The organism is Streptomyces sp. x-80 (genome assembly GCF_046549095.1).
Lineage (GTDB): Bacteria > Actinomycetota > Actinomycetes > Streptomycetales > Streptomycetaceae > Streptomyces > Streptomyces celluloflavus.
The window spans coordinates 330,588-346,963 of record NZ_JAJPWM010000008.1 but is presented as its reverse complement, the minus strand read 5'-3'; the positions used below and the strand labels follow the sequence as shown (position 1 = coordinate 346,963).

Annotated in this window: 16 protein-coding genes and 2 tRNA genes; 13 read left to right on the top strand and 5 right to left on the bottom strand. The window is 71.5% G+C overall.

The features are described 5' to 3' along the window. Positions 1 to 75 precede the first annotated feature (75 nt). The 3 genes from ACLJWH_RS18910 to ACLJWH_RS18900 are packed head-to-tail and all read left to right on the top strand — an operon-like array spanning position 76 to position 2,815. The gene (locus ACLJWH_RS18910) at positions 76 to 1,128 is read left to right on the top strand and encodes a chorismate-binding protein (protein WP_411142966.1); all 1,053 of its coding nucleotides are present in this window, start codon (positions 76 to 78) and stop codon (positions 1,126 to 1,128) included. After that, complete coding sequence (locus ACLJWH_RS18905) at positions 1,125 to 1,949, top strand: aminotransferase class IV (RefSeq protein WP_411142885.1); 825 nt, start codon at positions 1,125 to 1,127, stop codon at positions 1,947 to 1,949. Before ACLJWH_RS18910 ends, ACLJWH_RS18905 begins: the two co-directional genes overlap by 4 nt. 35 nt (positions 1,950 to 1,984) lie before the next feature. Next, positions 1,985 to 2,815: a GNAT family N-acetyltransferase gene (locus ACLJWH_RS18900; RefSeq protein WP_411142884.1), complete on the top strand. Its 831-nt coding sequence runs from the start codon at positions 1,985 to 1,987 to the stop codon at positions 2,813 to 2,815. A gap of 92 nt (positions 2,816 to 2,907) precedes the next feature. Here ACLJWH_RS18900 and ACLJWH_RS18895 read toward each other — a convergent pair whose 3' ends face one another. Further along, positions 2,908 to 3,429: a DsbA family protein gene (locus tag ACLJWH_RS18895; RefSeq protein ID WP_411142883.1), complete on the bottom strand. Its 522-nt coding sequence runs from the start codon at positions 3,427 to 3,429 to the stop codon at positions 2,908 to 2,910. Positions 3,430 to 3,599: 170 nt separating this feature from the next. Here ACLJWH_RS18895 and ACLJWH_RS18890 point away from each other — a divergent pair, with 170 nt between their 5' ends. Together ACLJWH_RS18890 and ACLJWH_RS18885 are read left to right on the top strand one after the other, a co-directional pair. Continuing rightward, complete coding sequence (locus ACLJWH_RS18890; RefSeq protein WP_411142882.1) at positions 3,600 to 4,055, top strand: hypothetical protein; 456 nt, start codon at positions 3,600 to 3,602, stop codon at positions 4,053 to 4,055. 68 nt (positions 4,056 to 4,123) lie between these two features. Beyond that, the gene (locus tag ACLJWH_RS18885; protein WP_165484701.1) at positions 4,124 to 4,279 is read left to right on the top strand and encodes a hypothetical protein; all 156 of its coding nucleotides are present in this window, start codon (positions 4,124 to 4,126) and stop codon (positions 4,277 to 4,279) included. A gap of 56 nt (positions 4,280 to 4,335) precedes the next feature. On the opposite strand, the gene ACLJWH_RS18880 is transcribed toward ACLJWH_RS18885, so the two are convergent. After that, positions 4,336 to 4,902, bottom strand: coding sequence for a CGNR zinc finger domain-containing protein (locus ACLJWH_RS18880; RefSeq protein ID WP_411142881.1), 567 nt, complete (start codon positions 4,900 to 4,902; stop codon positions 4,336 to 4,338). A gap of 228 nt (positions 4,903 to 5,130) precedes the next feature. Next, positions 5,131 to 5,544 carry an SsgA family sporulation/cell division regulator gene (locus ACLJWH_RS18875; protein ID WP_003959770.1) on the bottom strand — a complete coding sequence of 138 codons (414 nt, stop codon included), beginning with the start codon at positions 5,542 to 5,544 and terminating at the stop codon, positions 5,131 to 5,133. A 493-nt stretch (positions 5,545 to 6,037) separates the two neighbouring features. Here ACLJWH_RS18875 and ACLJWH_RS18870 point away from each other — a divergent pair. Both ACLJWH_RS18870 and ACLJWH_RS18865 read left to right on the top strand, forming a co-directional pair. Further along, positions 6,038 to 6,109: transfer RNA gene (locus ACLJWH_RS18870), tRNA-Val, on the top strand. Positions 6,110 to 6,773: 664 nt separating this feature from the next. Further along, positions 6,774 to 6,845: transfer RNA gene (locus ACLJWH_RS18865), tRNA-Val, on the top strand. A 117-nt stretch (positions 6,846 to 6,962) separates the two neighbouring features. Here ACLJWH_RS18865 and ACLJWH_RS18860 read toward each other — a convergent pair. After that, positions 6,963 to 7,688, bottom strand: coding sequence for an exonuclease domain-containing protein (locus ACLJWH_RS18860; protein WP_411142965.1), 726 nt, complete (start codon positions 7,686 to 7,688; stop codon positions 6,963 to 6,965). Between the two features lie 278 nt (positions 7,689 to 7,966). Between ACLJWH_RS18860 and ACLJWH_RS18855 the strand changes: the two genes are divergently transcribed. From ACLJWH_RS18855 to ACLJWH_RS18830, 6 genes are all read left to right on the top strand, one after another. Beyond that, entirely contained in the window at positions 7,967 to 8,533 is a 567-nt protein-coding gene (locus tag ACLJWH_RS18855; protein WP_411142880.1) for a DUF4365 domain-containing protein, read from the top strand. Next, positions 8,533 to 9,720 carry a hypothetical protein gene (locus tag ACLJWH_RS18850; protein ID WP_411142879.1) on the top strand — a complete coding sequence of 396 codons (1,188 nt, stop codon included), beginning with the start codon at positions 8,533 to 8,535 and terminating at the stop codon, positions 9,718 to 9,720. Before ACLJWH_RS18855 ends, ACLJWH_RS18850 begins: the two co-directional genes overlap by 1 nt. 104 nt (positions 9,721 to 9,824) lie before the next feature. Beyond that, a complete protein-coding gene (thrS, locus tag ACLJWH_RS18845) occupies positions 9,825 to 11,804 on the top strand; it encodes a threonine--tRNA ligase (protein WP_411142878.1) in 1,980 nt (659 codons plus the stop codon). A 74-nt stretch (positions 11,805 to 11,878) separates the two neighbouring features. Next, positions 11,879 to 12,436, top strand: a complete 558-nt coding sequence (locus tag ACLJWH_RS18840; RefSeq protein WP_411142877.1) for an HIT family protein — start codon at positions 11,879 to 11,881, stop codon at positions 12,434 to 12,436. A 92-nt stretch (positions 12,437 to 12,528) separates the two neighbouring features. Continuing rightward, entirely contained in the window at positions 12,529 to 13,350 is an 822-nt protein-coding gene (locus tag ACLJWH_RS18835) for a polysaccharide deacetylase family protein (RefSeq protein WP_411142876.1), read from the top strand. Further along, entirely contained in the window at positions 13,350 to 14,555 is a 1,206-nt protein-coding gene (locus ACLJWH_RS18830; RefSeq protein ID WP_411142875.1) for a YncE family protein, read from the top strand. Before ACLJWH_RS18835 ends, ACLJWH_RS18830 begins: the two co-directional genes overlap by 1 nt. Positions 14,556 to 14,585: 30 nt before the next feature. Here the strand turns inward: ACLJWH_RS18830 and ACLJWH_RS18825 are convergent, their stop codons facing one another. Continuing rightward, positions 14,586 to 16,265 (bottom strand): hypothetical protein, encoded by a 1,680-nt coding sequence (locus tag ACLJWH_RS18825; RefSeq protein WP_411142874.1) that lies wholly within the window; start codon positions 16,263 to 16,265, stop codon positions 14,586 to 14,588. Between the last annotated feature and the right edge of the window lie 111 nt (positions 16,266 to 16,376).

Below are 16,376 nucleotides of genomic sequence, written 5' to 3'. Positions count from 1 at the left end.
GCTGCGCTGCACGCTCGCCCACGGCGGCGGCCGGGGCCCCGCCATAGACTCGTTGACGTGCGCTCCTTCCCTGCGATGGCCCGCTTCGGCGGCCTGATAGCCACCGACCTGCGGGATGTCACCAGCGATCCCGCGGCCCTCGACTCGACGGGCTGGTGGGCCGTGGTCGCGGACTTCGAGGGAGGGCTGGTCTGCGCCCGCTTCGGCGACGTCCGCCCCGCGACGGCCGCCGATGAGCCCGCCCCTGGCCACTGGCGCGGTCCCAGGCCCGGCGACTGGCACAGCTCCCTGGACCGCGGCGCCTATACCGCGGGCGTACGGCGGATACGTGAATACATCGCGGCCGGTGAGGTCTACCAGGTGAACCTCTGCCGGGTGCTCACCGCGCCGCTGCCCGACCCGGCCCGCGCCGACGTGGACGCGCTGACCGCGGTGCTGGCCCGCGGCAACCCCGCTCCGTACGCGGGTACGGTCCGGCTGCCCGCCCACGGCGTCGAGGTCGCCACCGCCTCGCCCGAGCTCTACCTGCGGCGCGCCGGCCGCACCGTCGAGTCCGGCCCGATCAAGGGGACCGGCCGGACCGCCGCGGACCTGTCCGAGAAGGACCGGGCGGAGAACGTGATGATCGTGGACCTGGTCCGCAACGACCTCGGCCGGGTCTGCGCCTCCGGCACCGTGACCGTCCCGGCACTGTGCGCCGTCGAACCGCACCCCGGCCTCGTCCACCTCGTCTCCACCGTGCGCGGCGAACTGGCCGAGGGGCACGAGCGGACGGCCTGGGCGGATCTGCTCGGCGCCACGTTCCCGCCGGGTTCGGTGACCGGGGCACCCAAGTCCAGCGCCCTGCGGATCATCGACGAACTGGAGACCGCACCGCGCGGCCCGTACTGCGGCGGCATCGGCTGGGTCGACGCGGACCGCCGCACCGGGGAGCTCGCCGTCGGGATCCGGACCTTCTGGATCGACCGCACCGCCCCCGGCGGCCCCGTGCTGCGCTTCGGCGCCGGGGCGGGCATCATCTGGGACTCCGATCCCGAGCGGGAGTGGGCCGAGACCGAGTTGAAGGCCGCTCGGCTGCTCGCGGTAGCGTCTGGCCGGTACGAAGCGAGCGGAGGGAAACGACGATGAAGATCTGGCTCGACGGGGGACTGCGGGACGCCGAGGGCGCCCGGGTCTCGGTTTTCGACCACGGGCTGACGGTCGGCGACGGTGTCTTCGAGACGCTCAAGGCCGACCACGGACGTGCCTTCGCCCTCACCCGGCACCTGGAGCGCCTGACGGCCTCCGCCCGGGGGCTCGGCCTGCCCGACCCCGACCTGGACGAAGTACGGCGCGGCTGCGCGGCCGTCCTGGACGCCAACCCGATGGCGCTCGGCCGGCTGCGGATCACCTACACCGGCGGCGTCTCACCGCTCGGTTCGGACCGCGGCGAATCCGGTACGACGCTGGTCATCGCGCTCGCCGAGACGCACCGCCGCCCCGACACCACCGCCGCCGTCACGGTCCCCTGGACCCGTAACGAACGCGGTGCGCTCAGCGGCCTGAAGTCCACGTCGTACGGCGAGAACGTCGTCGCGCTCGCCCGCGCCCGCGAACTGGGGGCTTCCGAGGCGCTGTTCGCCAACACCGTCGGCGCGCTCTGCGAGGGCACCGGCTCCAACGTCTTCGTCGTCCTCGACGGCGAACTGCACACCCCGCCGCTGTCCTCCGGCTGTCTGGCGGGCATCACCCGCGCCCTCACCGTCACCTGGGCGGGCGCCAAGGAGACCGATCTGCCGCTGGACGTCCTGGAGCGGGCCGACGAGATCTTCCTGACCTCCACGCTGCGCGATGTGCAGGCCGTGACGCGGGTCGACCGCCGCCAACTCGCGGACGGGCCGGGGCCGGTGACGGCCGAGGCGATGCGGATCTTCGACGCGCACGCGGCCGCCGACTTCGATCCGCGGTGATGACGGTGGCGCGGGCGGACGGGTAGAAAGTCCTCGTGACCACAACGCTGCGGCCCGCGGGACCGGAAGAACGACGGGACGACGGGGTCCGCGCCCGTCCGTACGACATCTGCGTCAACGGCCGCCGGGCCGGCGGGATCCGGCTGGCCACCGACGCGCGGTTCGGCCCCGGCGCCGGCCGGATCGAGGCCCTGGACATCGACGCGCCCGACCGGCACCGTGGGCGCGCCACGGTCGCCGCCCTCGCCGCCGAGGAAGTACTGCGCGGCTGGGGCTGCCGGCAGATCGAACTGACCGTCCCGGCGGAGGCCGCGGCCGGGCTGCGGCTCGCGGCCGCCCTCGGCTACACCGAGCGCAGCCGCCGGATGGCCAAGGCGCTCACCGCGCCGCCCGAGCTCCCCGCGGCCGCCCGCGACCGTCCGCTCGGCGCGGCGGAGTACCCGGCCTGGCACGCCGCGGCGCACGCCGCCTATGTGCGGATGCAGGTGGGGCAGGGGATGTCCCGCGAGCGGGCTGAGCGGGTAGCGGTGGAGGGGCACCGCACGATGCTCCCGGACGGTGCCGGCACGGCCGGCCACGCGCTGCGGGTCCTCGCGTACGACGGCACGGATGTCGGCAGCGTCTGGGTCGCCCTGCGGATGCCGGGCGAATCCGGTGGCTATGTCGTCGATGTGACGGTGGACCCCGCCCACCGCGGCCGGGGCCACGGCCGCACGCTGATGCTCCTCGCCGAGCGGATCTGCCTCGCCGCGGGCCGCCCGGTCCTGGGCCTCAACGTCTACGCGGACAACGCCCCCGCGCTCGGGCTCTACCGCTCGTTGGGCTACCGGTCCACCGCGTACCTGCTGTGGAAGCCGATCCTGTGACGGCGGGCCGCCGGGCCCCCGGACACCGGGCGCTCCGGTGGCCGGTACGGCGCTGAAGCGCCCGCGGGACCCCGGGGCCCGTGCCGCCGTGCTCAGCCCTGCCCGGCCAGCAGCCGGTCGGCGATCTCCTCGATCCGGGCGCGCAGGCCCTCCTGGCTCTCGCCGCCGTCCAGCCGCTCCCCGCCGATCACATACGTCGGGGTACCGGTCACGCCGATCGCCTTGCCCTCCGCCTGGTCCGCGTCGACGATCAGCAGATGCCGCCCGTCGACCAGCGCGGTGTCCAGCTCCTCGGTGTCCAGCCCCAGCTCCCCGGCGACCTCCAGGAGCAGCCGCTCGCCGCGTCCGCCGAGCTCCTCGGTACGGGCCAGCACCGCTTCGGCGTACTCCCGGCCCTTGCCCTGGTCCACCGCTTCCTCAGCGGCCTGGGCCGCGACGTAGGCGTACTTGTGCTTCTCCAGCGGGAAGTGGCGCAGCCGGATGTCCAGCCGGTCGCCGTACCGCTCGCGCAGCGCCCGCAGGTCCTGCTGGGCGGCGTGGCAGTCCGGGCACTGGAGATCGCACCAGACGTCGAGGACGGCGCGGGCGGTGGGGGCGGCGGTGAGGTCGTTCATGGGAGCAGTGTCCCAGTCCGTGATTCGGCCCTCGCACTGGGACCTGCGGAGGAGCGGTACCCCGAGATGTCCCTGAGGCCGGGCCGGAACATGGCAGTCGGGGCGCCGGACAAGGCAGGATGGAGGGGAGCGCGGATCGTACGCTCGTTCATCGATGGCAGGAGGACTGGATGCTGACCTCGACCGTCTGTGCCGCGGTGTCGGCGGCGGGCCTGGGTATCGCCGCGCTGACGGCATACCGCAAGCGGTTCCTGGCCGCGACCCGCATCGCGGCCTTTTCCCTCGTCCCCGTCGGCCTGGTGATGACGGGTGTCATCGACTGGCTCACCGGCATCGTCTTCAAGCCCATGGTCTGGGCCGGCTTCGGGGTGCTGGCGCTCTCCGCCGTGCTGTTCGTGATCGGCCGGGCCGTGGAGCGCCACCGGGGCATCGGCGGCCGCAAGGAGCGCAAGGCCGCGCCGGAATCCCGGTCCGCCGCGGTGGCGCCCGCCGCCTCCGCGCCCTCCCTCGGCGCCGGCCGCACCGGAGCCGAGGTGGCCGCACCGCCGAAGGCCCAGGGCAGGAGCGGCGCACCCAAGGATGACTTCTCGGACATCGAAGCGATCCTGAAAAAGCACGGGATCTGATGAACTCCCGCTGCTGAGGAGCGTATGAGGCGCGCTCCGACGATCATGTGCGCCATGATGCGCGCGAGATGAACGATGAGTGCGCCCTGGCCCGGAACGATGCCCCGGACCCCGAACCGCGCGGTTGTCTTTTCGCGCTGTCCCAGCCGCCGTTGATGCTCTTCCTCGGCTTCATCGGCTTTCTGCTCCTGCTCGGTGCGGTCCACGACCTCTTTCTCCTGTGAGGCCGCGGCCGCGCCGCCCGGACCTGCGAAGACCGTTGAGGGGCCGCCGGGCGGGATCAGCCCGCGGCCTCCCGGCGGCGCGCGCGGTACGCCGCGACATGCAGCCGGTTTCCGCATGTCCGGCTGTCGCAGTAGCGCCGGGAGCGGTTGCGTGAGAGGTCGACGAAGGCATGCCGGCAGTCGGGGGCCTCGCAGCGCCGCAGCCGTTCCCGCTCCCCGGCGACGAGGAGGAAGGCCACCGCCATCCCGCAGTCCGCGGCCAGATGATCGGCGACCGAGGCCCCCGGCGCGAAGTAGTGGACGTGCCAGTCGTAGCTGTCGTGATCGGTCAGCTGCGGGGTGGTGCCCGCGGAGGCGACCAGCTGGTTCAGCAGCGCGGCGGCGGTGCGGTCGTCGTCCGCGGCGAAGACCTGCGCGAACCGCGCCCGGACGGACCGGACGGCCGCCAGATCGTCCTCGACCAGGACACCCACGTCGCTGATGTTGTGGCGCTGCACGAAGTCCTCAAGGGCCCCGAGGCCGGTCAGGCTGTCCGGTGCGTTGGGCGACTCGCCCTCCGGAGCGGAGTTGAGCAGAGCGACGACCGCGTCGAGCGCACACCGGGTGTCATGGGTGATCATCACGGTTCTGCTCCCTGGCCGCATGGGGCCGGACGGGTCCCGCCCCCGGTGTCCTTGCCGAATGGTCGCCGACTCTAGCGCTTCGAACAAGCTTCGGCGCCGTCTCCGCGGTGGGTCCGCGGCGACGGCGCCGAAGTGTGCCGTATGAACTTGTCGGTCCTGCGCCGTCGCCCCGAGTCGGACGGTCGCAAGTCGTGAGCGGATGGGTGCAATGGGTGGCTGTGGTACGCCTCAACTCTCCGCGAGGATGTGGGAGAGCTCCGTGTCGAGATCGAAATGCCGGTGTTCCGTACCGGGTGGCACGGCGGCGTCGGTCCTCTTCAGGAACGATTCGAGGGCCCGCGCGGGGGCCTCCAGAAGGGCTTCGCCTTCCGGGGAACTCAGGGCGATGCAGACAACGCCCTGTCCGTGGCTCCGGGACGGCCATACGCGGACGTCTCCGGTGCCCGTGGGCCGGTGCAGGCCCTCGGCGAGGAGGTCGCGGGCGAAAACCCACTCGACGGTCTCCTCGGCTCCGGTGTGGAAGGTGGCATGCACGGCATACGGATCGGCCGTGTCATACCGCAGGCCCGCGGGTACAGGCAGTGAGGACTCGCTCGACACAACGAGGCGCAGGTGCAGCTCGCAGCTGACCGTGGTGTTCATAAGCGCCAGGGCCTTTCGCTCAGTGTGCGCTCGGGGATTCGCACGTCGGCGAAATCGACATGCCACCTACGGTGCCGTTGTAAACCCCTCTGACGGTTTTGGGTGGCTTCCCGTACCTCTTACGGCGGATTGCGCGATCGTCGTCGACGGGAATTCCGTGGACGGATCTCGTCCGGTAAGTCCCGCCCCGCGAATACGGAGAGTGATAGGCGATCGGACGCCGCGAAGGGTGCCGCGACGGCCTGGCGCTCGCCCGGCTCCGGGCACCGCATTCCGTACGGCGCTCCCGGCTCGTGCGCCCCTCCGCCCGGCCCGGCCGGCGGTCTCCAGCGGTGTGGCGGTGGGTGCGGCGAGCGTCGGTGCGGTGAGCGCCGCGGTGCCGTTCGCGGTGTGCGGCGGGCGGGTTCGGCCCCGTGCCGCCGTGGTGCGTCGACAGGTGCTCCCCAGGTGGTCATGGACCCCCGCCGACGTGGGGTAATGTTGTCGCCGCACCGGGCGATTAGCTCAGTGGGAGAGCGCTTCGTTCACACCGAAGAGGTCACTGGTTCGAACCCAGTATCGCCCACCCCGGACAGCGGCCCGGAGGCTTCAAGCCTCCGGGCCGCTGTGTCAGTTGGGGGAGGGTGCGCCCGTCCGGGTGGCGCACCGGGACCATGTCCGATCGGCTGCGCCGTCCACACCGCTGTCGCTTCCGTGGCGTACGGCCGCTCAACACCCCGCCCGCTGCCGTCCACGCCGCCCTCGAAGACCTCGCGGCGTATCCCCGGTGGTGGCCGCAGGTGCGCGAAGTGCCCCGGTCGACGAACGGGGTGCGGCGGCCCGGTTCCGCTCGCTGCTGCCCTTCGGCCTGACGGTTGTCATCGGCGAGGCGTAGGGGATCCGGACGCGAGGGATCCGGACGCGGGGCGCAGGCGGCGGCGCTGCGCAGGGGCCCGACCGGACGGTAGAGCCGGACGCCGGCGGGACACGGGTCCGCTTCGTCCAGGAGGCCGGGGTGTGCGAGCCCTCGCCGCGCCGGATCGCGGTGCCCGCGCGGCCGTTGTTCCTCGTCCACCACACGTTGATGATGCGCGCCGGGCGCCGCGGGCCGGCTTCCCGGCCGGCCCGCGGATGAGGGGCGGCGAACGGTGCCGCGCGGTGGCCGCCGTGGGTGCGGAATCGGGAATTTGATGGAACGCCCCGGCGGCCTGTATTGTTCAGGTCGTTCGCGGGAAACGCCGCAGACGCCCGGGCGATTAGCTCAGTGGGAGAGCGCTTCGTTCACACCGAAGAGGTCACTGGTTCGAACCCAGTATCGCCCACCGGGATCAAGGGCCGGGTCACCAATTGGTGACCCGGCCCTTTTCGTTGAGCGCCGCATTCGGTACCGGCCGGCGCTGCCGGGCCGGTGAATGCGCCGGGAATGTGCTGATGAGTCATCAGGCCGCGGTGCTGAGACCGGGGCGCAGCGGCCAGTGCGGATCGACGGCCTCCGGGGTGCCGCTGCGGGAGAACCATTCCTGTAGGCCGCGGGCCTGCGCGGCGTGCCAGATGGCCTGCCGGGTGTGCAGCTCGGCCGGCAGCAGTCCGTCCAGCCGGGCGGCGAAGCGGTGTCCCAGTGCCCGGACGACGCGCAGCGCGGCGAGCGCGTCGGCCGCCGCCTCGTGGGCGCCGGTCAGCTCGACCTCGTAGTGCGCGCACAGGTCGGTGAGGGTGCGGCGGCCCTTGCGGTAGCGGTCGAAGTGCTTGTCGAGGACCCGGGGGTCCAGGACGCACAGCGGGTGGGCGCCCAGATAGATGTCGAGGGAGGCGGCCCGGTGCCGCTTCAGTTCGCGGTCCAGGAGGGTGAGATCGAACGGGGCGTTCATCACGACCAGCGGGCGGCCGGCCGGCACCTGGGCGGCCAGGGCGCGCGCGATCTCCTCCAGCGCCGGTGCCGGCCAGCGGCCGTGCCGCGCGAGATGGTCCCCGGTCAGGCCGTGCACCGCGGTGGCCGCCTCGGGTATCGCGACGCCGGGGTTGATCAGCCAGCGGGTGGTGCGCGGGGTGGAGCGCGGGGTCTCCTGGACCACCAGGGCCGCGGAGACGACGCGGTCCCGTTCTACGTCGATCCCCGTCGTCTCGGTGTCGAAGGAAGCAAGCGGACCGTCATACCAGCACGGCATCATCCCAACTCCTCGCGCTCGTACCGTGGGTGACGGTGCACGCCACCCGAGCTGGTGATACCCGAGCCGCACGGTGGTCGAACCGTCCTTGTTTGCGGACCACTTGACGCGGAGACAACCACAGGGACGGGCCGGCGCGATCCGCGCGGTCCGGCGGCGGCGCCCCCGGGCGTCACCGGGCGCGGCCGACGGCGCGCGGAGTTCTCCCGTACGCGGCCTGCCACTTCCCCGTCGTCCCTGTCACCTTCGATCGGCACAGCCCGGAAGGCATTTGAGCGATGACGCTCGCGCAGCCCGAACCGGGCGGGCTGCTGCCACAGCGGATCACCCCGCGGCGCGGCGGACTCGCCACCACCGCCTGCATGGAGACCCTCCAGGTGGGCTATCTGCACGCGATTGCCGCCGCCTCCGGGTGCTCGCTGGCGCAGCCCTTCCCGGACAACGGAATCGACTGGCACGTCAGCCACGGTGCGCCAGGACACACCGTCGACGACGAGGTCACCATCAAGGTGCAGCTCAAGTGCACCTACCAGACCGCACCGCGCCCACCGGGGCCGACCTTCGCCTTCACCCTCGACAACGATCATCTGGTGAAGCTGGCCCGTACCCCCGTGGCGGTGCACAAGATCCTGGTCGTGATGCTGGTGCCGCGTACCCAGGAGGACTGGCTGCGGGCGAGCCATGACCGTCTCGAACTGCGGCACTGCTGTTACTGGACCAATCTGGCCGGCCATGCGGTGACCGGCCGGCGCAGGACCACTGTGCGGATCCCGACGGCGCGGATCTTCGACGACCGCGCGCTCTGCGAGATCATGACGCGGGTCGGGGCGGGAGGGAGACCCTGATGTACCGGCCGACCGATGAGTACGATCCGATGCCGCCGGACCCCACGCAGGTCGATCCGGCGGTGCTCAGCGCGCTGCTGGCCCGGCACGGGTGGCGGCGCCGGGGCGGGACCGCCGGGCACTACGCCCGGTGGACGCCGCCCGGCGGGGGCGGCGGCGCGAGCCTGCTGGTGCCGCACGATCACCGGTTCCCCGACAGCGGGGAGCTGCTGGGCGAGGCGCTGGAGTCGCTGGCGCAGAGCGGCCTGCCGTCCGCCCGCGACGTGCTGACGGGGCTCGCGGTGCCCAGCGACGAGGTGCACTGGGAGCGCGAGGTCCCGGACGACGGTTCGGGCGCCGCGCTGTGGGTGGCCCAGGAGCGGCTGCGGGGTGCCGCGCGCGCGATGCTGCTGGCCGGTGCGCTGGGCACGTACGGCCGGGCCGGGTTCTACGGTGCCCGGCACAAGCGGCGGGCCGAGGGGTTCCTGGGCCAGGTGCTGGCCGGCCCGGCGTCGGCCGGGCGCCGGCTGACCGCGTTCGTCCCGGTGGGGGCCGGGCGGCCGGCGGTCGCCGGGCTGCAACGGGCGCTGCACGCGATCCGCGACGCGACGGACTACCAGCGGGCCACCGGCGGGATGGAAGCCTTCGACGCGGCCGTCGCGCTGGGGGTCTGCCATGAGCTGGCGGAGGCGCTGATCGCGCTGGTGCGGGACGCGGAGGGGGTGCGGATCGCGGTGGAGTGGTCACCGGCGGCCGGCGTCCCGGGCGGTTTCGCGGCCCGCCCCGAGCCGGTGGAGTTCTCGCCCGGTGATCTGCCCGCGCTCCAGCAGGCGGCGCAGCGCTACGTACGGGACGAGCCGTCACTGCCGGTGCGGGTGACCGGGGCGGTCGTACGGCTGCGCCGGGAGCGGCCGGGCGGGCCGGGGGCGGTGCGGCTGCGGGTGATCAACGGGGCCGATGTGGTGCAGGTGCGGGTCGCGCTGGGGGAGGAGGACTACCGGATCGCGGGTCACGCGCATCTGGTGGGGCTGCCGATCCGGGTGAGCGGGCGGCTGGAGAGCCGGGGCGGTTTCCGGCGGATCACCGGTGGCCGCGATGTCACGCCCGTACAGGTCGACGAGGCGGAGCGGGACCGGCTGATGAAGTCCCTCCAGGAGAATCTGGACTTCTTCGAGGAGGCGTGCGGCGGGCCGCTGGGCGAGGAGTAGCGGGGGCGCCGGACAATCCGTTTCGCGGTCCGGTCCGGCGGCTCGGTACGATTCGCCTGCGCAGCAATCGCTGACGTGAGGGAAACATGAGTCAGGAGAGACCGGTGTCAGACGTCCGTGTGACCGTCCAACGCGATTCCGAGCGGGAAGAACGCGTGGTGACCACGGGGACTACGGCCGCCGACCTCTTCCAGGGTGAGCGCAGTGTCGTCGCCGCACGGGTGGCCGGTGAGCTGAAGGACCTCGCCTACGAGGTCGCCGACGGCGACGCGGTCGAGGCCGTGGAGATCACCTCCGAGGACGGCCTGAACATCCTGCGGCACTCCACCGCGCATGTGCTGGCGCAGGCCGTGCAGGAGCTGTTCCCGCAGGCGAAGCTCGGCATCGGCCCGCCCATCAAGGACGGCTTCTACTACGACTTCGACGTCGAGACCCCGTTCCACCCGGACGATCTCAAGCGCATCGAGAAGAAGATGCAGGAGATCCAGAAGCGCGGGCAGAAGTTCGCGCGCCGGGTGGTGAGCGACGACGCCGCGCGCGAGGAGCTGGCCGACGAGCCGTACAAGATCGAGCTGATCGGCCTCAAGGGCTCGGCCGCGGAGGCCGCCGAGGGGGCGTCCGCCGAGGTCGGCGCCGGTGAGCTGACCATCTACGACAACCTCGACGCCAAGACCGGTGAGCTGTGCTGGAAGGACCTCTGCCGCGGTCCGCACCTCCCGAGCACCCGCGCCATCCCGGCCTTCAAGCTGATGCGCTCGGCCGCCGCGTACTGGCGCGGCAGCGAGAAGAACAAGCAGCTCCAGAGGATCTACGGCACCGCCTGGCCGACCAAGGACGAGCTCAAGGCGCATCTGGAGTTCCTCGTCGAGGCCGAGAAGCGCGACCACCGCAAGCTCGGCGCCGAGCTGGATCTGTTCTCCATCCCGGAGGACATCGGCTCGGGCCTGGCGGTCTTCCACCCCAAGGGCGGCATCATCCGCCGCACCATGGAGGACTACTCCCGCCGCCGGCACGAGGAGTCGGGGTACGAGTTCGTCTACACCCCGCACGCCACCAAGGGGAAGCTGTTCGAGAAGTCCGGCCACCTGGACTGGTACGCCGACGGTATGTACCCGCCCATGCAGCTGGACGAGGGCACGGACTACTACCTCAAGCCCATGAACTGCCCGATGCACAACCTGATCTTCGATGCGCGGGGCCGGTCCTACCGTGAACTGCCGCTGCGCCTCTTCGAGTTCGGGACCGTCTACCGCTACGAGAAGTCGGGCGTCGTGCACGGGCTGACCCGGGCCCGCGGCTTCACCCAGGACGACGCGCACATCTACTGCACCAAGGAGCAGATGGCGGACGAGCTCGACTCGACGCTGACCTTCGTGCTCGACCTGCTGCGCGACTACGGTCTGAACGACTTCTATCTGGAGCTGTCCACGAAGGACCCGGAGAAGTTCGTCGGCGAGGACGACGCCTGGGAGGAGGCCACCGAGACGCTGCGCAAGGTGGCCGAGAAGCAGGGCCTCCCGCTCGTTCCGGATCCGGGCGGCGCCGCGTTCTACGGCCCGAAGATCTCCGTCCAGGCGAAGGACGCGATCGGCCGCACCTGGCAGATGTCCACCATCCAGCTGGACTTCAACCTGCCGGAGCGGTTCAGCCTCGAATACACCGCCGCCGACGGTTCCAAGCAGCGTCCGGTCATGATCCACCGGGCTCTGTTCGGCTCGATCGAGCGGTTCTTCGCGGTGCTGCTGGAGCACTACGCGGGCGCGTTCCCGGCGTGGCTCGCGCCGGTGCAGGCGACCGGTATCCCGATCGGCGACGCGCATGTGCCCTACCTCCAGGAGTTCGCCGCCGAGGCGAAGGCCAAGGGGCTGCGGATCGAGGTCGACGCCTCCTCGGACCGGATGCAGAAGAAGATCAGGAACGCGCAGAAGAGCAAGGTGCCGTTCATGATCATCGCGGGTGACGAGGACGTGGCGAACGGCGCGGTGTCCTTCCGTTACCGCGACGGATCGCAGAAGAACGGCATTCCGCGCGACCAGGCCATCGCGGAGATCGTCGACGTGGTGGAGCGCCGGATCCAGGTGTGAGCACGGCCCCGCCCGCGCGGGGAGGTCAGGGCCCCGGGGAGACCCGGGGCCCTGCGCCGTACCGGGAAAGTCATATGCTGCATTTCATGACGAGTGAGCCGGAGCAGCAGATCGGAGTAGGGACGCAGGACGCCTTCCAGCGCCTGTGGACGCCCCACCGGATGGCGTACATCCAGGGGGAGAACAAGCCGAGCGGCCCGGGGGCCCGGGACGGCTGCCCGTTCTGCTCGATTCCCGCGAAGTCGGACGAGGACGGCCTCGTGATCGCGCGTGGTGAGCACGTTTACGCGGTGCTGAACCTCTACCCCTACAACGGGGGCCACCTCATGATCGTCCCGTTCCGGCACGTCGCCGACTACACGGAGCTGGACGGCCCGGAGACCGCGGAGCTCGCCGAGCTGACGAAGCGGGCGATGACCGCGCTGCGCACCGCGTCCGGGGCGCACGGGTTCAACATCGGGATGAACCAGGGCAGCGTCGCCGGCGCCGGAATCGCGGCGCATCTGCATCAGCACGTCGTACCGCGCTGGGGCGGCGACACGAACTTCATGCCGGTGGTCGGACACACCAAGGTGCTGCCCCAACTCCTCGCCGACACTCGGGCGATGCTCGCCGACGCCTGGCCGGCGTAGGCCGCTTCCGCCGCGGGTGTCCGGGACGACACGCACCAGCATGAATCGGGCGAATCGCCCAAACTTGGAATAGCTGCCCCTCTAATGGGGTGGTGACCTCCCTGGATCGTCGCTCCGTGCTGCGCGTGGCCGCCTCGGCCGTGGCCGCTGGCGCGCTCGGGTCGGGCTGTGCCCCGGCCGGTACGGACTCCCCGGCCGTACGGGCCCCCGGCGCCCCGCGCTCCGGCCGGCCCAGTGCGTCGGACTCCGCCCGGCCGGGTGCCGTCCAGCCCGCCCCGGCGCACGCCGCCCGGCCGCCGACACGGGTACCCGGGATGCCCGTACAGATCGAACACGGACCACGGGACGGCCACGCGGTCGCGCTGACCTTCCACGGCCGGGGCGACCCCAGGACGGCCACCGCGCTGCTGGACGAGGCCGAGCGGGCCGGTGCCCGGGTTACCGTGCTCGCCATCGGCGACTGGCTCGACGAGCAGCCCGCGATGGCCCGCCGGATCCTCGACGGCGGCCATGAGCTGGGCAACCACACCATGCACCACCGCAACATCTGCGCCCTGCCGGCCGACGCGGCGTACGCCGAGATCAGCCAGTGCGCCGAGCGGCTGCGCCGGCTCACCGGCACCATCGGCAGCTGGTTCCGGCCCTCGCAGGCGCAACGGGCCACCGATCTGGTGATCCGGCTGGCCCGTGAGGCGGGCTATCCGCACGTCCTGTCCTACGACGTGGACTCCCTCGACGCGAGCGACCCCGGCGCACCGGCCGTCCGGCGCACGGTTCTGGACCGGGTCCGGCCGGGGTCGATCGTGAGCCTCCACCTCGGGCACGCCGGCACGGTGGCCGCGCTGCCCCCGATCCTCGACGGCCTGCACCGGCGCGGACTGCGTGCGGTGACGACAACGGAGCTAGTGACGTGATGGCTGACCGGACCCGTACCCCCCACCGCCCGACGTCCCGCACCGGCCGCCGGGCCGCGCTGCTCGCCGTGGCCTGCGCGCTGGCGGTGGCCGGCTGCGGCGGCGGCACCAAGCCCAAGGCCGCCGAGCACAGCCCGCGCCCCGTCAAGCCCGCACCGGTCAAAGCGGTCAAGCCGGGCCTGCCCGGGATGCCGCCGGTGCTGGACGAGAACGACATCTACGCGGCGGACCGGCCCGGCAAGCTGGCACCGGAGGTCCGGGACTTCCCCTCGCGGGTGTACGTGCCCAACACCGAATCCGAGAGCGTCAGCGTCATCGACCCGGAGACGTACAAGGTCATCGAGACGATCCCGGTCGGTATGCAGCCGCAGCACGTCGTGCCGTCCTGGGACATGAAGACGCTCTGGGTCAACAACGACCGGGGGAACGACCTGACGCCGATCGACCCGGCGACCGGCAAGGCAGGCGACCGCGTCGACGCCCACGACCCGTACAACCTCTACTTCACGCCCAACGGCAAGTACGCGATCGTGATGGCCTCGAAGGACAAGGAACTCGTCTTCCGCGACCCCCGGACCATGGAGGAACGCAAGACCGTGCCGGTGACCTGCTCGGGCGTCAACCACGCCGACTTCTCGGCGGACGGCAGGTACTTCATCGTCTCCTGCGAGTTCTCCGGCGAACTGCTCAAGGTCGACACCGAGAAGATGGAGGTCATCGACCAGCAGAAGCTGCCGTTCGAGGGCGCGATGCCGCAGGACGTGAAGATCTCACCGAACGGCAAGACCTGGTACATCGCCGACATGATGGCCGACGGGGTGTGGATCCTCAACGGCGACACCTTCGCCGAACCGAAGCTGCTGCCGACCGGCAAGGGCGCCCACGGCCTCTACGTCAGCCGCGACTCCAAGAACCTGTACATCTCCAACCGCGGCGAGGGTTCCGTCTCACTCCTCGACTTCGCGTCCGGCCGGCTCGTCGACAAGTGGCACATCCGCGGCGGCGGCAGTCCCGACATGGGCGGCGTCTCCGCCGACGGCAAGGTCCTGTGGCTGTCCGGCCGCTACAACGCCGAGGTCTACGCCCTGGACACCCGCACCGGGGAGACGCTGGCCAAGATCCCGGTGGGCCAGGGGCCGCACGGTCTGGCGGTCTACCCGCAGCCGGGACGGTACTCGCTGGGGCACACGGGGATCTTCCGGTAGGCGGCCGGGACGGGCCGCCACACGCACCGGCTACGCGTTGTACTCGTCCGCCTTCCTCGGCTCGACGCTCTGGATCATGCCGCTGAGGACCAGGGAGCGGTTGTCGAAGCGCTCGGTGTCGACGCCGTTCTCCCGCAGGACGCTCATGGCCGCGGAGTGGACCGTACGCAGCACGGGGGTCGCGGCGCGCAGGGCGTCGTCGGCCATGAAGCGGTGGCGCCAGGGCTTGTCGGCCCAGACATGGCGCAGGCCGAAGGGCTCCGGGAGGGTGAGCTTGCCGCCGAGGAAGTCCAGCACCGGGGGGAACCAGGTCAGCGGGGCGCGGGCGGCGAGCCGGACGACCTCGCCGGGGTGGATGAGCGGGAGGTTGTGGGTCTTCGTCTCCCAGAACTTCACGACCTTGGAGACCGTCTTGGTCCGGGGCGACGGCCCGGCCGTGAAGAGCGAGTTGACCGGGCCGAGGGCATGGCCGGTCACCTCGATGCGCAGCGTCTCGTGCAGCACGGTCACGGTGATCATCAGGGTGATCACGAGCTGGCCGTCCCAGAGGACGAACTGGACACCCAGATAGTGGCGGTTGCCGCTGCCGAACTGCTGCTCATTGCAGATGCGCTCGATCTCGTGCCCGCGGACCTGGTACGACTCGACGTCCGTGCCGTCCGGGTGGGAGACCGCCTTGGCCTTCTCGCCGACCGGGACGACGATCCAGTGGCGTACCGACGGCGGCTGCTGGAATCCGCCGGTGTGCAGCGGGCTGCGCTCCAGCAGGCGCAGCCGGTCGTGGATGACGCGGATGACGTCCCAGCTGCGGAACGGGTGGATCTCGGTGCCCTCCTGCGCGGGCCTGAGCTCCTCGGCGAGCTGCCAGCTGCCCCAGCGGGTGCCCATACCGAGAATGCCCTTGGGGCCGGCGTAGAAGACGACGTTGCTGCGCTGCTCGGCGGAGACTTTGGCGAGATTCTGCCGGAGGGTCTCGGCCGAGGTGTGATTCGGGTCCTGCGGCACCGCCTCGGGGATCTTCGCGGCCACCCCGCCGCCGTCCAGCAGCCCCGACCAGGCGCCCCGCATCGCCACCGCGGTCGTTTCGCAGATCTGCTTGGCCCACCACCAGCCGACGACCGGGAGGACGATCATGGCGCGGACGTAGATCGGCCAGAAGCCGTCGAGCGGCAGCTTGATCATGAAGAACAGGGCGACACCGGCGAGCGCGGCCAGCAGCACCCCACCGAGCGCGGAGACACCCTTGCCCTCGCCCTTGACGAGCATCTTCTTGAGCTGGAAGGAGCCCAGCCACAGCAGCACACCGGGCAGGAACAGCAGGCCGAACAGCACCATCACGGCGGTCAGCTTGGCGTCCCGCTGCTTACGGATGCGGGTGGCGGACAGGCAGTGCTCGACGATGATCTGCGGTTCGATACCGAAGGACGGGATGAGCGCCTTGCGGCCGCCGCCGAGCATCCGCACCTGTACGGCACGCGCGAACGCCTCGCCGAGATTGGGCTCGAACAGCGACAGCTTCGGTTTCTTGATCTCGGACGCGGCGGACTCGGAATCGGCCTTGGAGATATCGGCGAGCGGGCTGTCCCGATAGGCCACCGAGGCCAGTGCCTGGGTCGCCGCCGTCTGCCCCGCGCCCCCCGAGAGCGGCACCTGCGCCCCGGGACTGAAGTCGAAGCTGTCTGCCACTACCGCCCCCATCACCGCACGCATCCGATGATGCGGCTGTTTCCCGGATACCGCCCACGGCACACCTGCCGTGCCGGTGACCTCAGCCTACAGCCGCCGTCCGGCCCAAGGGAGTTGAGCGGGGACAGCGGCTGA